Consider the following 14790-nt stretch of genomic DNA (forward strand, 5'->3'; position numbering starts at 1 on the left):
TTTTATTCATCCCTTATCTAAATATTAAACATCGAACGAATTAAATTAAAAGAATTATTCATCATTAAATTCGACAATCCTGCTTCAAATCCTTTTTTAGCTCAGCTCTACTGAAAAAAGAACCATCACTATTCTGTTTTCAATCGTTGGTTTATATATCGATACAAAATGCTGACTCCAATAAGGAAAGTCATACATTCAACAATTGGCATGGTTAGCCAAATCCCTGTTAGTCCTATGGCTTTTGACATAATCAATAAAATAGGAATAATTAATATTAACCCTCTTAATAGTGAAATAATAAAAGAAGGACGAGCTTTCCCTATCGCAGCCATAAAATAAATCAAAATAAAATTGATGCCCGTAAACAAAAAGGAAATAAAATATAAAACAAGTCCTTTTTCAGCTATATCAGCTAAAATTTGATTTTGTTCACTATTAAATGCAATCACAATAAAGTCTGAATAAACATAACCAATCAGAAAAAAGAACAATCCCAATACAAATGAAGTCCATACACCATATTTTAAAAGTTTTCTTACACTCTTGAGATCTTTCAATCCATAATAATGACTGATAAGTGGTTGAAAACCTTGACCCATCCCAGTAAAAATGGCGATCGCTATTATATTCATATTAGCAATGATCCCGTAAGCTGATACACCTATATTACCTACCAACTGAAGAATGAATATATTAAACAAAAACATTACAACAGCTGAAGAAAACTCATTTAAAAATGAAGAAAACCCTAGTGAAACAATTTGTCTGATCTCTTTGAAACCTCTAGAGAACGAAGTGAAAGCTAGAGATCGCTTCTCACTTTTAAAATGAATGGTTAGAATAGCTAAACTAACCATTGGAGAAATAACTGTTGCAATGGCTGCCCCTCTTAAGCCCATCTCAAATGGAAAAATAAAAAGATAATCTAGCACAATATTAATAAGTCCGCCGGTCAATAACCCAATCATTGCTAGTCTTGGATTGTTATCATTTCTCAAAAAAGTAATCATGACATTATTCAATACAAAAGCAGGTGAAAAGCTGACTAAAACCATATAATAACTTTTGGACATCCCAAAAATATGCCCAGAGGCACCCAATATCCTTAGTATATAATCTGAAAAAACTAAAAAGACTCCCCAGATAATAAAAGCAATAATTACTGAACAAACAAAGGTGTAAGTGAATTGTTGCTTAGCTTTTCCTATTTCATTACGTCCCTTGGAAAGAGAAAAGAGCGTTGCTCCTCCAACACCAAGCATCCACCCCAGACCATTAACAATATTAACGATAGGGAGTACAATATTTAAGGCAGCGATACCGTCCGCTCCAATACCATTAGCAATAAAGAATGTATCTGCCAATATAAAAAGAGACATTCCAAGCATACTCAACACCCCAAGTGATATATACTCAGAAAATTGTTTCACTATCGATTGATTGACTTCCTTTTTTCTTGCCATCTTATCTCTCCTCACATTAGAAAAATTCGTTTTGTCGCTACGCTTAGAGATTTTCAACTATCCTCTCTCCCCACACCTTTTGATTATTGCTCCCATCTTAATCATTTGGGAGTAGAATAAGAAAGGTGTTTTCTAATCGTATAAAAAAAGCACTTTCCTCTTTTGCTTTATGAGCCTACGCAAAAGAAAAAAAGTGCTCTGTCATTTTTATCCGGCGACAAAAATGAAACACAGTTTAAATTTTTATCGTCATCATATCACAGATTTATGACTGTGGCAACATTCAACACCTATCATTGAAGTTTTCAGTATCAATAAGCTATGCTAGTATAGTAGTAAAGGAGGAGAATATAAATGGTACATTCTTGGAAATCTTATGTGTTCTTATTTATTAGTATTTTAGTAACAACTTGTATGTTTCTTTTAGATCCATTATCCATTCAATTCGGTCGGCAATTAGACCCCATCATCATTGGCATTATCATATTTGGTACTATTATTTCTATTATTTTCACCTTCCTCACATTATTCAGTCGATTAGAGAAAAAAGTTATTCCTTATATTGCTTTAACAATTACCATCATTAATCTGATTATTATCTTATTTTTCTTATATCTAGGAAAAAACATAGCTTAGCTTGATGGCATGACATATTTGAGCATGAAAAATAAAATCTTTTTTTAAGATAACGCTTCTTCCAATATGGAAGGGGTATTTTTTTATTTTAAGAGATGGTTCAAAAAGTCCGCTAAAGAAAAACCGGGCAACTCCCATCCGGTCCTTTTCTTCCTAGCCAAATTAGAGCACATCCGATCATTTATATTCATAGCCATGTACCCCTTTATAATACTCTGGATACATTGCTCCCCCACATTGTTCACAGCTAAATTGAGGCGGGCGGAACAATTGGATCCAATATTGTCAGGTTAGTACAACAGCTAGTCAGTTTCATGATCATCTGTTACTAGTAGTCGATTAAAAATAAAAGCAAAAATCAACTTCGCAGAAATACAGTCAAGTGAGCGAAAATGCAATCAACTTCGCCGAAATACAGTCAAGTTAACGATAATGCAATCAAGTTCAGCGAAATACAATCAAGTTAGCCAAAATACAATCAACTTCGCTGAAATGCAGTCAAGTTAACGAAAATACAATCAACTTCGCCGAAATACAGTCAAGTTCATCGGTTTGCAAGCAAGTTCAAGGCTTTCTATACATCTTTCACAATTTATGCTTAATTTCTTCGCGCAAACTTTTATAGCTAACTTGAGTTTTGCACCTTAAAAACTCAATAAAAAAAGCTTTGATGACGACTGATCCTCGTGTCTTTTTGAAAGCTTCCTAGGATTGGTGCTCATCAAAAAATAGGCGTTTTAAGATATTTTTCTTCATAATCATAGTTAAAAACACTGGGATATAGCCATTTGATATACTTATCTTTTAAAAATAGCTGTCGCCTTTCTTCGTCTGCTAACTTTTCCACTCCTCACGTATGATAAGGATACACTCCGGGGTTCAAAGCTTCGCATCCCTGAACTGCTCCACTCCTTTTTAAACACACACTTTATAGAAAATAAACGACTCTAGTTCAAGAAAAAGTGATTCTATGATATGGTTAGCTATGAACTGAAATCTACGAATATTTCAAATCGTTAAGCTAACGTTTACAAAAATGAATCATGAATAATCGGAGGAAAAAGATGTACACAAAAACAGACTTAACAAATGATTTAAAAAAACTTGGCATTTATAAATATGGGACACTACTGATTCACTCTTCTTATAAAAGTATTGGTGATGTCGAAGGTGGACCCGACACCGTTCTCGATTGTTTTTCAGAGTATATGAATAAGGGATTACTCGTTTTGCCCACACACACTTGGTCTTATATTAATGAAGAAAATCCAAATTTTTATGTTGATCAATCTGAAACATGTGTTGGTATCCTAACTGAAATGTTTCGTAAGCGTGAAGGGGTGATTCGCTCATGGCATCCTACCCACTCCGTTGGGGCACAAGGTAAAGATGCAAAAGTATTTACAGCAGGAGCTGAAAAGTTCGATACACCCTGTGCAAGGGGTTCTGTTTGGGGAAAACTGTTAGATCGAAAAGCACAAATTATGCTTTTAGGCGTTAATCTAACAAAGAATACATTTATTCATGGTATCGAAGAATGGGTGGATATCCCAGGTAGAATAACTGACTCACCTGAACAACTATACACCCATTTACCTGATAAAACTAAAATTTCCGTTCCTTCGCGAAGACACTGCGGCTTAAGCTGGTCAGAACATTTTTGGAAAGTAGATGATTACTTACTAGAACTTGGTGCCATGCATATCGGTAAATTTGGTGATGCTGAGGTTCGTGTCTGTGATACTGTTAAGCTGACCGAAATCATTACAACAATGCTTGAAGTAGATCCTGATTTATTTTCTGATAATGAGCCACTTACAGAAGCTTTTTCAAGCAAATTTGAAGCAAGATGGTTAGAAAAATTAACTAGCTAATGAATTTGATGTTAAGAAAGTGTGTAGCCATGCTCAAGAAAAGTAGCTCCATACTCATTTAGGTATTTCTTCGATTGATGCATAGCTTTCCAGTCAATACATTTACCTTATATTTTTGTACATCAATTTAGTTTATTCTTAATAAATAAAGAGGGTTATAAACCAACAGGGACACCAATAATATGGTATCCCTGCTTTTCTTTGTTTTTCAACATTAGTTTAAGTAATCAACCGCTGCTCTTTCAATTGGCAAGCCAGACTTATATCGTTCCATAAATAACTCAAAACTTTCTACATCTTCAGCAACTGGTGAAATTTTAGCAACATCCTGATTAGCAAAAACAACTGTATGCAAATAATCATCCAAAGTTTGGTTGGATGCCCGATTGATCATGTAAGATGCAAGTAACGCAGCCCCCCACGCTCCACCTTCTCCAGCTGTATCCATCACTGTAACAGGTGTATTCAAGGCAGCTGCCATCATTCGTTGTCCGACACCTTCTGTTTTGAATAAACCACCATGCCCAAGAATTTCATCTAACTCTACAGCCTCTTCTTTAAGTAAAATATCCATCCCTATTTTCATTGCACCTAAGGCAGAGAATAGATGGGTACGCATAAAGTTTGCTAGATTAAAATGACTATTTGAAGAACGAACAAAAAGTGGACGACCTTCCTCAAAATGCGTCATATGCTCACCAGAAAGATAACCGTAAGACAATAATCCACCCGTATCTTTATCACCTTCCAAGGCTAAATGATATAAGGTATGATATATTTTATTCATATCTGTTTCCATTCCCATTGCTTTTGAATACTCGGCAAATAAACCCACCCATTCATTAAGATCTGATGTACAATTATTGGAATGGGCCATGGCTACTAAACTACCAGTAGGTGTTGTCACAAGGTCAATTTCTGTATGCACCTTTTTCAATTCCTTTTCTAAGACAACCATTGCAAATACAGATGTCCCCGCCGAAACATTACCTGTTCTCTCCTTAATACTATTTGTTGCGACCATCCCTGTTCCAGCATCACCCTCTGGGGGACAAACAGGGATACCCACCTCAAGTTCACCTGTAGGATCAAGGAGTTTAGCACCTTCAACAGTAAGTACACCTGCATTCTCACCAGCTAACAACACATCTGCTAATAAATCCTCAAGTTTCCATGGTAATTGATTGGCTGAAATTAAGTCATTAAATTGGTCAATCTTTGTTTGATCAAATTTTTTCGTTTCCAAATCAATCGGAAAGACTCCCGATGCCTCACCAACGCCTAAAATCTTTTGACCTGTTAGCCTCCAATGAACATACCCAGCTAAAGTGGTTAAGTGGCTGATATCAGCTACATGCTCTTCACCATTTAAAATCGCTTGATAAAGATGGGCAATGGTCCATCTTTGTGGAATATTATAGTTAAATAATGCTGTTAAGGCTTTAGACGATTCTCCTGTTATATTATTTCGCCACGTTCGAAACGGAACTAATAATTGATCATTTTTATCAAAAGCCATGTAACCATGCATCATCGCACTAAAACCAATCGCTCCAATTTTTTTTAAAGGAACACCATATTGCTCATTAACATGCTGAGCCATTTTACGATAACTATCTTGTAAACCCTTCCAAATTTCCTCTAAACTATAGCTCCAAATATTATCTAGATAACTATTTTGCCAATCATGGCTACCTGCTGCAATTGGCTGATTGTCTTCTCCAACTAAAACGGCTTTAATTCGTGTTGAACCGAATTCAATGCCAAGTGCCGTCCTCCCTGCTACAATTGCTTGTTTATTTTGATTACTCATTTACATTCCTCCCTAAAAAATCTATTTAAATAACTTAATTATTTATACGTATAAGTATATGGTACTTTTATCTATTAACTTATAAATCAATCATCTAAATCATAACATTAAAATGATCTGAGTCCAAGTTAATTTTTAAAAGATAAAATAAAATTATTGTCTAAACTTGTGTTAATCAAAGGTATAACCTAACATCACATACCTATACCCTATACAACACAACTAATTATTCTCTTGCAAAAACAGGTTCGTACCACTTTAGGTTTATAAAATAGATTCAGTGAAAGCTCAATTGAATATAACAAACAAAAGGTGACCTTGAGGTATTCAATTCCAGATTAGTCATGCTATCCTTTCAAAATTTAAAAGCTCTCAAATCAAGGATCAAAAGCCAAGCTAAAAATCTACAGCTTCACCGAATGATTGGTCAACAGATGAATATCAAAGCCTGCCTTCAAATTCCAATATACGAAGATATAGAATTTAATCTGAAATATGTTATGATCAATATAAAACGAAACTTCAATCAGCGGGAGTTAGGCTTACAAGATGTAGGCCATACAAATGGTTCCGGTGGGGCGAGTAACCGCAGTCCCAGTCCCAAGTCCTTTCGATGGGCTGAGTAACCGTAACCCCAGATGTTGTCACAAATGTTTTCGGTGGGACGAGTAATCGCAAATCACTTCGGTGGGACGAGTAATCGCAAATCACTTCGGTGGGACGAGTAACCGCAGTCCCAGGACGTGACGATTTTGGTCTGGTTCCTTTTACTCCCACTGATTGGGATTGGGACTCAGACTAAGTAAGACACTTATTCTTGTGATGGAAATACGTCATAGCTTTCCTTAATGCGGCTACTCGTCCCACTGAAGACCATTGTTGTCTCGAGTTTACGGACGGGACGGTTAGCTGTGATAAAAGTATGTGGAGAATTACGCTTCAATTAAAGAGTCATCATGTTGAAAAAGACATTTGAAAGCAGAGGTTAATTATGATAGAAAGGGGAAATCAACCACGGGTTATTTCAATTGCTGGGGTTTCTGGTGGAGGGAAAACAACTATTGTAAAAGCTTTAAATAAGAAATTAGATCATTCCAAAACACTATTTTTTGATGACTATGACCTTGAGGGTCCGAATGATATTATCAAATGGGTTGATAATGGAGCTAATTATAACGAATGGAATTTGACTCCATTAATCCGAGATATTGAAAACTTATTTGCTGAACCTTTAGATTACATCATTCTAGATTCCCCATTTGCCTATAAGCACGCTAAAATGAAGAGCTTGATTGACTTTACTATTTATATTGATACGCCCTTAGATATTGCAATGGCACGTCGGATGATACGAGACTTCAAAAATAGTTCAAATGAAAGTATCTTGATTGAAATGGAAAATTACCTCTCTAATGGAAGACGGGGATTTCTTGAAATGCTCAAGTCAATAAAACCAAATTCAGACATGGTTGTGGATGGTTCGTTACCCGTTGCTAAAATTATCGATCATATTCACAAAGCAATTTCAAATAAAAAACAGGAAGATAGTTAACTAGATTATCCTTTATAATATTGAGGCAGATATATATATTACCGGAAAATTAGAGGTGATTAAATTTGGATGAAGTGCCAAACATTAAAGGGACTAAAGTGTTGTTAAGACAGCCAATAGAAAGTGATTTGAGCGACTATTTAAATGTTGATGTAAACAAAGGATGTATGGTGGAGATACAACGAATTTACCACCTAAGACAATGAAGGAAGCCAAAAAGTTTATTCAATCTATTAAAGCAAACAAATTTGAATGGTGTGTAGAGTTTGAAGAACGTTTAGTCGGGCAAGCTCGATTATCGGTCAATGAAATAGATAACCAGGCACGTTATGCCGTAGGGCTATTTGATCCTTCTATTTGGGGACACAGAAATTACACAATTAGTCCTACATTATACATTTGACAAACTACATCTACATAGGGTTGACTTGCGTGTCCTTGAATATAATAAACGAGCAATCAATTGTTATCAGAAGTATGGCTTTATCCAAGAAGGAATTGAAAGGGAAGGCGCTTTAATCGAAGGTAAATATGAGACAGACGTGTTTATGAGCATTTTAGATAGGGAATATCAATCGATAAAAAACACATTTATAAATCCAAAGTATCTTTTTAGTTAATTGAGATCGACATCATTAAAAATGATCACTCCTTCGAGGGAGAAAAATTATGGGCAAGCAAAAGATTAATAAATTAAAAACTATTCTCGAAATTTGAGCAAGACTGTTGATAAGCAAATTGCTAAATAACTAGAATTAGAAGAATACCATGCTATCATTGAAAATTCGGGTTTCTTTTCATCCGCTTGTGAAGCATGTAATCAATATTTTATTGAGCTGGAAAATTATATCGTACAGCTCGTAGATAAACTAGAACAACTTGACGAAAATAATTTTAATCATCAGCAGCAAAAAATCAATCAGATTCGCTCACATTTAGATAATGAGTATGAAACAAAAAAAACGTTCTTATTTCAATCTAGGTCTGACCCTTGGAACAGCTCTAGGCATGGTGTTTAGCTTATTTATATTTAAAAATATTGGATTAGGGTTGACATTCAGAGCTGGTTTGGTCTATTAAATTGGAGTAATTCGGGATGATTAATTTTGGATGTGTATTACATAGGTATAGTGGGTATATCTTATAAGAGGATACTCAAAACAATGACAATATGGGTAAACGTAAATTGAATCTTCAGAGGATAAAATTTATAGTATAAAGGGGAGAATTAAAATTGAATAATAAACGATTATTAAAACATTTAGCTGTACTTTTTATATCAGCTTTACTTTTAGCGGCTTGTGGAAATAATGATGCAGAGAACGGTGCCGAGGTACCTGAGGAAGATCCTACGCCTCCGGGAGAAACAGAAAATCAAGAAGAACCTGAAGAAGAACCAGATGAATCAGAAGTCTCACAAAACCTAGAAGATTGGTTCCCGACTCTAGAAAATGTTCATTATGTCTATGAAGGGGAGGGCATAGAATTTGCTTCATTTGAATGGACACCACAATTTATTGCTGAAAATACGTTCCAAGTCACAGAAGCTACTGGGGGTACAACTGTCGCCCAAATTTACGAGTATCGTGATGATGAAATTGTAAGAATTTTTTCTCGCGAAGAAACTTATTTTAGGGAAAATTTCATTGATACTAGCTATCCATCCAGCTCAGAAGAGACGGAAACGATTTTACAATTACCAATTGAAGAAGGACATTCTTGGGAAAGTGAAACGGGAGCATCATACGAAATCACAGGATTAGATGTTGAGATAGATACTCCATCTGGAAGTTATAATGCACTTGAAGTCACACGAATCTTGGATGGTTATAAAGTTGTCAATTATTATGCAGAAGGCGTCGGTCTCGTACACACCGTTTCCTACCCGCAAGAAGAAGGGATGGAAGAAGTCACTTCTACACTTGCTGAAATCCATGAAGATACCCCAGAGATTCTTCCTGTCACCTTATATAGTTTAAATGAAGATGCATCAGGATTAAATGAGATTGAAGCAGAACTTTCATTAAATACAAATGATCCTGCCAGACTAGCCCTTGCTAGTGCTTTACGTGGAGAGATACCTGAAACGGAAGATATGCCACTGCTTACTGAAAATGTTGAGATTAATTTTATGTTCCTAGATGAAAATAATATTGCAAATATTGACTTTACTGAAGAACTTATAACAGAGATGAATGCTGGTTCCGGAATAGAGATGCTCATTTTACAAGGAATTGTGAATACCATTGGAGATTATTATTTAGTTAACGATGTCTTATTAACAGTTGAAGGTGAGCCTTATACTAGTGGACACATTGAATTAGAAGAAGGAGAAACTTTAGAAGTTGATGATTCAGATGTCAACTAACTTTTCACTCTAAACGAAAAGCGCACAGCTTCCTTTTAAAAACGTAGTGATTGGGGGCGGTAAAACTTGTGATAAAGGAAACACGACGACGGTGGGAATCTCGATATTGCCTTTCGTCTAAAGGCATCAGGAGGACTACTATGCTTCTGACAGTCGTCAATCAGCAAGTCTTCTTTATCGTAGAGCGTGTCGTGAAATCACTTAGTTTTTGGCGCTTGAAGCTAGACATCATAGAAAAAACGCTTGGTAATAGACGTGGGGACTGATAATCTTATGATTTATCAGCCCTCTTGTGATATTCCAGGCGTTTTTACATGTTTTTTTATCCTGCATTTCGAGCCTGTGAATAAGTGCACTTATTCACAGGATTAATTTTTACTTTCATTCCATTATAATTCATTTTGATTCGGTATAGCTTATATTCTTCAAAAAGCGCACAGTTTCCCCTCTCCCATATAACAGGCTTTTCTATTAGGAAAGCCCTTATCAAAATGGGCTGGAATGGACGCTCCAGACCGAACAGGCTTCAGAGTTCGTTTTCTAGATTTTGTCATTCTCGTCACGGTATAAACTTTTCCATTTCTTAAGGTGGCTGATACTAGAATAGAATTAGGTGAAACCTGATATAAAATCACTGAACTTGACTGCATTCTGCGAAAGTTGATTGTATTTTGCCAAACTTGATTGCATTTTGTCAAACTTGACTGCATTTTGCCAAACTTGATTGCATTTCGCTAAGCTTGATTGATTATATAATATTAATGATATTTGTACTCCATTTTTAAAAATTCAAATGTGCTATTATTCGTAGATTGCATAAAAGTATGAGTATCTTTAAATCCTATTTTTCTGTAAACTTTTATTGCCCTTTGATTAAAGATTGCTACTGATAATGTTATTTTTTCTGGATTAAATTTGCCTTTTACAAAGTCTATACATGATTTTAGAAATTTCAATCCCTCACCTTTACCAGTTAAATCTGGTCTCATTCCTAATTCTATTTCAAATGTTCGAACATCTTCTTGATTAATATTTAAAAAACCAATTAATTCTTTACCCATAGTAACTGAATACAAAGATTCCTTACGTATATTGGGATTTATAAATTCTTCTAAATCTTCTTTGTCAGCTTCTATATCATAAAAAGAATACTCTCCATCATAATGCCATCCAAATGCAATCTCTTCTGCTTGTTCTTGATGCATAATCTCAAATTTATAAGTCATAAATACCACCTTTGAGCTGAGTGATGCTATTTTACAATACTAAATGTCCTGCGAATGACCATTTCTATAGTCTCCGCTTTTTAACATGTTATTTTCTCTTCTAATAAACATTTATAAACACCTAAATATATTCGTTCCTTAACTTTTAGAGGCTATACCAGGATATGACTTAATTCATCAAGAGGAGTTTGAGACTAATAAATGTTATAAGTTTTATTCAGTTTCAAACTCCTTGATTTTATTCTACAAATACCTTAGCCCTTGATCATATATCTAGCCATTGACACGATTTCCCTGACTTTTCTGTATTTGATGGATAAGCCTCTTATCTTTTGAAAAAGGGGCTAAATCCATTTGTTTAATGGCTTCTCTTTTCCGTTTCATATTTAAATAACTAATAAAATCATATACCTCTGCTGTATCTTCTTCATTGAATAAAGTCAATTAGCTATTTTAGATCATCATACGTAACACTCATTTTAAATGCCGCCTCAATATTTACTTAACTCCATTATACCATTGGATAAATTATTTACTGAAAGGATTCACGAACAAACGAGGAAACCGCCATCCATGGCAATTTCACCGTTTGCTTGTAAAAGATATGTTAATCTTGAACAAATATACTAAATTTATTTTTCATACAACAATTATACTTTCGAGCTCTTGATTCAAGATCGATTGATCCCCTTCAAAAAATTATCCGCGTGAAGGTTTAAATCGTTTGAGTCTGAGCGCATTTAAGAGAACGGAGACAGAACTAAAACTCATCGCTGCTCCTGCAATCATTGGGCTTAATAATGGACCGCCAAAAATATGGAGTACCCCCATGGCGAATGGAATACCTAAAACATTGTAAGCAAAAGCCCAGAAAAGATTTTCTTTAATGTTTCGAATGGTTGACTTACTTAATTCAACGGCACTCGGTACATCGAGCAAGTCACTTCTCATTAGAACAACGTCGGCAGATTCAATCGCAACATCTGTACCTGAACCAATGGCAATGCCGATGTCTGCCTGTGCTAGAGCTGGTGCATCATTGATTCCGTCGCCGACCATTGCTACTTTTTTGCCTTCACCCTGAAGTTTTTCAACTTCATTTGCTTTATCCTCTGGCAAAACTTCACTCATCACACGATCAATACCAACTTGTTTGGCAATCGCTTCTGCGGTTCGCTTGTTATCACCTGTTATCATTCCCACTTCAATGCCCATTTGATGCAATCTCTCAATCGCTTTGGCACTATTCTCTTTGACGGTATCTGCGACAGCGATGATCCCAGCAAGTCTGTCATCAATCGCAATGTACATTGGGGTTTTTCCTTCATTTGCTAATTTGTCAGATTGCTCTGATAAATCGGCTAAGGAAATTTGACGTTCATCCATCAATTTTTTATTTCCTGCCAATAATTTTTTGTCCTCAATCATTACTTCAATCCCACGACCAGGAATCGCTGTAAAGTCTTGCACATCCATTGCAGCAAATTCTCTAGTCTCTGCTTCTCTAACAATTGCTTCGCCTAATGGGTGCTCAGAACCTTTTTCAGCAGAAGCCGTTAAAGCAAGTAATTCTTCTTCGCTGACTTCACTTATCGGTACGATATCTGTTACAACAGGCTTCCCTTCAGTGATCGTCCCTGTTTTATCAAAAACAATCATGTCAACTTTATGCGTCGTTTCAAGTGCTTCCCCACCTTTTATGAGTACACCATGTTCAGCGCCTTTCCCTGTACCTACCATAATGGCAGTAGGTGTCGCTAAACCAAGAGCACAAGGGCAAGCAATGACGAGCACAGAAATGGCAATGGTTAAAGCAAAGATTCCAGATTGACCTGAAAAATACCATGCCAGACCTGATACAATCGCTAGCCCAATCACAATCGGAACAAAATAGCCAGAGATAATATCTGCTTGCTTAGCAATCGGTGCTTTTGAGCCCTGTGCATCTTCAACCAACTGAATAATTTGAGATAAAGCCGTGTCACTCCCCACTTTTGTTGCTTGATATTGAACCGTCCCATTTTTGTTAAAACTACCACCGATCATTGAATCGCCGATATTTTTCTCCACGGGGATACTCTCACCTGTCAACATGGATTCATCAACAGACGTTCTCCCCTCAGTAATCGTGCCATCGACCGGGATCTTTTCACCGGGTTTAACAATGATATGATCACCAACAACAACTTGATCAATGCCTAGTTCCATTTCTTGCCCGTCACGAATGACGGTTGCTGTTTTAGGTGCTAAATCCATTAATTTTTCAATCGCTTCAGACGTTTTTCCTTTTGAACGTGCTTCTAAATACTTCCCTAGCGTAATGAGCGTTAAAATAACCGCAGCAGATTCAAAGTACAATTCATGAGCATAACTTGGATCACCATTCCAGATCACCATTGTTGCTCCAACACTGTAAATAAAAGCAGCACTTGTTCCAAGAGCAATCAAGGAATCCATATTGGGATGCCCTTTAAATAGGGATTTAAAACCGATTGTATAATAGCTCCAACCTAGAGCAATCACGGGCACCGTTAAAATCAATTGTACAATCGCAAAATTAAGCGCATGGATTTCGGGGTTAATAATTGATGGAACAGGAAGTCCAACCATATGCCCCATTGAGATATAAAATAATGGAATCGTAAATATTGCTGAGAGCCAAAAACGACGCCAAATCGCATGCATTTGTTCAGCTTTTTTATTTTTTGCGTCATGATATGAATCTGCTGAAGCATCGACATCTTCTTCTGCTTGGTAACCAGCATCTGCAATGGCCTGGGTCACATCTGAAACAGCGAGAACAGTTGGATCATATTCTAGCATTAATTTTTCTGTCGCAAGATTGACCCGGGATTCACGAACACCTTCAAGCTTAGCTGCCGCTTTTTCAACGGTTTGCGCACAGGAAGCACAGGTCATTCCCGAGATCGCAAAAGTTTTCTTTTCTGTTTTGGTCAGTGCTTTATAACCCGCTTCACTCACAGCCTCTTGAATATCTTGCACTGAAAGAACAGCTTGATCAAAATCAATATTTAGCTTTTCAGTGGCTAAATTGACCTGAGCTGACCCAACACCCGGTAATTTGTTGGTTACTTTTTCAACCGTCTGGGCACAAGAAGCACAGGTCATCCCTTCTATATCAAATGTTTTTTTCGCCATGACTATCACTCCTCCATCTTACTGAATCAATTCAGTTTGATACCCTGCTTGGTTGACTGCTTCAGTTAATTGATTGACTTGTTGAACAGCCTGATCATATTTAACTTGGGCAGTGCCTTTTTTTAGGTTAACCTTTACTTTCTCAACACCTTCAAGCTCTTTAAGGGCTGTTTCCACGCGATTAACACAATGGTTACAATTCATTCCTGATATATTTAGTTTAATTTTTTCCATTTTCATTCTCCTCAGCTTCATTTTTTAAATGGCAATGGCATTGACCCGGCACACAGTTACAAGGTACTTGGTCAACAGCCTCTGCTTGTTTTTTCTCAAGAACTGTCTCTATTTCCTTAATATCATCAAAGCTCAACACAGAATCATTGAGTAGATAAGCCATGATACCGCCTTTTTGCCGATTACAAACATTATCAAATAACTCACTTAACATGTTTTTTACAAAATCAATCTCATTTAGGTCGGTTGAATATAGAAATTTATTTCCGATCTTTTCGGTATTAAGAGCTTTCTTTTTTACAAGTCTTCCAATAAACGTTTTTGTTGTGGCAGGTTTCCAAGCTTTTTTCTGTTCTAAAACCTGAATGATTTCTTTACTGGTTACTTGTTGATGCGCCCAAACTACACGCATAACTTCCCACTCTGATTCAGTGATTTTCGAATCTATTTCGGCAGTCATAT

14 protein-coding genes are annotated in these 14790 nt (G+C 36.2%); 7 read left to right on the top strand and 7 right to left on the bottom strand.

Annotated elements, in window-relative coordinates:
* Positions 1-128: 128 nt before the first annotated feature.
* Positions 129-1466 carry an MATE family efflux transporter gene (locus tag ACS127_RS00250; RefSeq protein ID WP_440896471.1) on the bottom strand — a complete coding sequence of 446 codons (1338 nt, stop codon included), beginning with the start codon at positions 1464-1466 and terminating at the stop codon, positions 129-131.
* A 354-nt stretch (positions 1467-1820) separates the two neighbouring features.
* Here ACS127_RS00250 and ACS127_RS00255 point away from each other — a divergent pair, with 354 nt between their 5' ends.
* Both ACS127_RS00255 and ACS127_RS00260 read left to right on the top strand, forming a co-directional pair.
* Positions 1821-2102: a hypothetical protein gene (locus ACS127_RS00255; RefSeq protein ID WP_440896472.1), complete on the top strand. Its 282-nt coding sequence runs from the start codon at positions 1821-1823 to the stop codon at positions 2100-2102.
* Between the two features lie 1064 nt (positions 2103-3166).
* Positions 3167-3976 (top strand): AAC(3) family N-acetyltransferase, encoded by an 810-nt coding sequence (locus ACS127_RS00260; protein WP_440896474.1) that lies wholly within the window; start codon positions 3167-3169, stop codon positions 3974-3976.
* A gap of 214 nt (positions 3977-4190) precedes the next feature.
* On the opposite strand, the gene ACS127_RS00265 is transcribed toward ACS127_RS00260, so the two are convergent.
* Positions 4191-5789 (bottom strand): xylulokinase, encoded by a 1599-nt coding sequence (locus ACS127_RS00265; protein WP_440896475.1) that lies wholly within the window; start codon positions 5787-5789, stop codon positions 4191-4193.
* Positions 5790-6780: 991 nt separating this feature from the next.
* Between ACS127_RS00265 and ACS127_RS00270 the strand changes: the two genes are divergently transcribed.
* The 5 genes from ACS127_RS00270 (at position 6781) to ACS127_RS00290 (ending at position 9975) form a co-directional block, all read left to right on the top strand.
* Positions 6781-7341 (top strand): hypothetical protein, encoded by a 561-nt coding sequence (locus ACS127_RS00270; protein WP_440896476.1) that lies wholly within the window; start codon positions 6781-6783, stop codon positions 7339-7341.
* A gap of 163 nt (positions 7342-7504) precedes the next feature.
* Entirely contained in the window at positions 7505-7744 is a 240-nt protein-coding gene (locus ACS127_RS00275) for a hypothetical protein (protein WP_440896477.1), read from the top strand.
* A gap of 25 nt (positions 7745-7769) precedes the next feature.
* A complete protein-coding gene (locus ACS127_RS00280; protein ID WP_440896478.1) occupies positions 7770-7961 on the top strand; it encodes a GNAT family N-acetyltransferase in 192 nt (63 codons plus the stop codon).
* Between the two features lie 614 nt (positions 7962-8575).
* Positions 8576-9709 (top strand): GerMN domain-containing protein, encoded by a 1134-nt coding sequence (locus tag ACS127_RS00285; RefSeq protein WP_440896479.1) that lies wholly within the window; start codon positions 8576-8578, stop codon positions 9707-9709.
* A 140-nt stretch (positions 9710-9849) separates the two neighbouring features.
* Complete coding sequence (locus tag ACS127_RS00290) at positions 9850-9975, top strand: hypothetical protein (RefSeq protein ID WP_440896480.1); 126 nt, start codon at positions 9850-9852, stop codon at positions 9973-9975.
* A 492-nt stretch (positions 9976-10467) separates the two neighbouring features.
* On the opposite strand, the gene ACS127_RS00295 is transcribed toward ACS127_RS00290, so the two are convergent.
* From ACS127_RS00295 to ACS127_RS00315, 5 genes are all read right to left on the bottom strand, one after another.
* Complete coding sequence (locus ACS127_RS00295) at positions 10468-10935, bottom strand: GNAT family N-acetyltransferase (protein ID WP_440896481.1); 468 nt, start codon at positions 10933-10935, stop codon at positions 10468-10470.
* 273 nt (positions 10936-11208) lie between these two features.
* On the bottom strand, positions 11209-11379 hold the full coding sequence (locus tag ACS127_RS00300; RefSeq protein WP_440896482.1) for a hypothetical protein: 171 nt from the start codon (positions 11377-11379) through the stop codon (positions 11209-11211).
* Positions 11380-11634: 255 nt separating this feature from the next.
* Entirely contained in the window at positions 11635-14094 is a 2460-nt protein-coding gene (locus ACS127_RS00305) for a heavy metal translocating P-type ATPase (protein WP_440896483.1), read from the bottom strand.
* An 18-nt stretch (positions 14095-14112) separates the two neighbouring features.
* Positions 14113-14328: a copper chaperone CopZ gene (copZ, locus tag ACS127_RS00310; protein WP_440896484.1), complete on the bottom strand. Its 216-nt coding sequence runs from the start codon at positions 14326-14328 to the stop codon at positions 14113-14115.
* Entirely contained in the window at positions 14315-14788 is a 474-nt protein-coding gene (locus ACS127_RS00315) for a CopY/TcrY family copper transport repressor (protein ID WP_440896485.1), read from the bottom strand. The genes copZ and ACS127_RS00315 overlap by 14 nt, the downstream gene beginning before the upstream one ends.
* Positions 14789-14790 lie beyond the last annotated feature (2 nt).

This window comes from Amphibacillus sp. Q70 (assembly GCF_052055485.1).
Classification (GTDB): domain Bacteria; phylum Bacillota; class Bacilli; order Bacillales; family Amphibacillaceae; genus Amphibacillus.